Here is a 649-nt window from a genome sequence, read left to right as displayed (position 1 = left end):
ATCATGTGCGCCTTCACTCAGCCCTGGGATACCGCACACCTAACGAGGTCGAGCAAGAATTCCTGAGCCTAACCAAGGCAGCCTGAAACACCAAACAAGCAGTGTCCGAAAAACACCCAGCAGCCCATCCCGGGGCCGAGAGGGAGGACGACCTGCGGCGGGTGGGTTACTCCAAGGAGAGGCGGGTCGATCCCCAGGTCATCGTCGGCCTGCTGGTCGACCGTCATGGTTTCCCCCTGAGAATCGGGTGCTGGGAAGGGAACAAGGCCGAGACCACCACCATCCCGGTGGTGGAGGCCTTCCAGGCCGCTCACGGCATTGAGGAGCTCGTCATCGTGGCTGATGCCGGCAGAGCCTGTCCAGTTTTCTGTGTAAGCGGGTTCTATAGGTAGGGGGCGAATCGGTCGGGGTATGCGGTGGTGAGCTGGGCCAGGGCCTTGTTCCAGTCGGTGGTGATCTGTCCTTCGACGAGCTTGCCCTTGGCTCTGCGTTTGGAAGGTGGCAGTCCTTTCTCTTTGAATCGCCCCGGGTTTGATGGAGGCAGTGATGACACGGAAGGATCACTGTCATGGGACAGAAGAAGTACCCCGATGAGCTGCGCGAGCGAGCCACGAGGATGACCTTGGAGGCACTGGCCGACCCGGCGCGG

The 649-nt window shown here is 61.2% G+C and carries 2 pseudogenes; one reads left to right on the top strand and one right to left on the bottom strand.

The features are described from left to right. Positions 1–134: 134 nt before the first annotated feature. Positions 135–350 (top strand): annotated as a pseudogene (locus HCR68_RS13940) (IS1634 family transposase); the annotation flags it as partial. A gap of 32 nt (positions 351–382) precedes the next feature. Here HCR68_RS13940 and HCR68_RS14030 read toward each other — a convergent pair. Next, a pseudogene (locus tag HCR68_RS14030) lies at positions 383–649 on the bottom strand (hypothetical protein); the annotation flags it as partial.

Source organism: Actinomyces sp. ZJ308, assembly GCF_011752065.1.
Classification (GTDB): domain Bacteria; phylum Actinomycetota; class Actinomycetes; order Actinomycetales; family Actinomycetaceae; genus Actinomyces.
The sequence above is the reverse complement of the archived record's forward strand: the minus strand, read 5'-3'. Positions and strand labels throughout refer to the sequence as shown.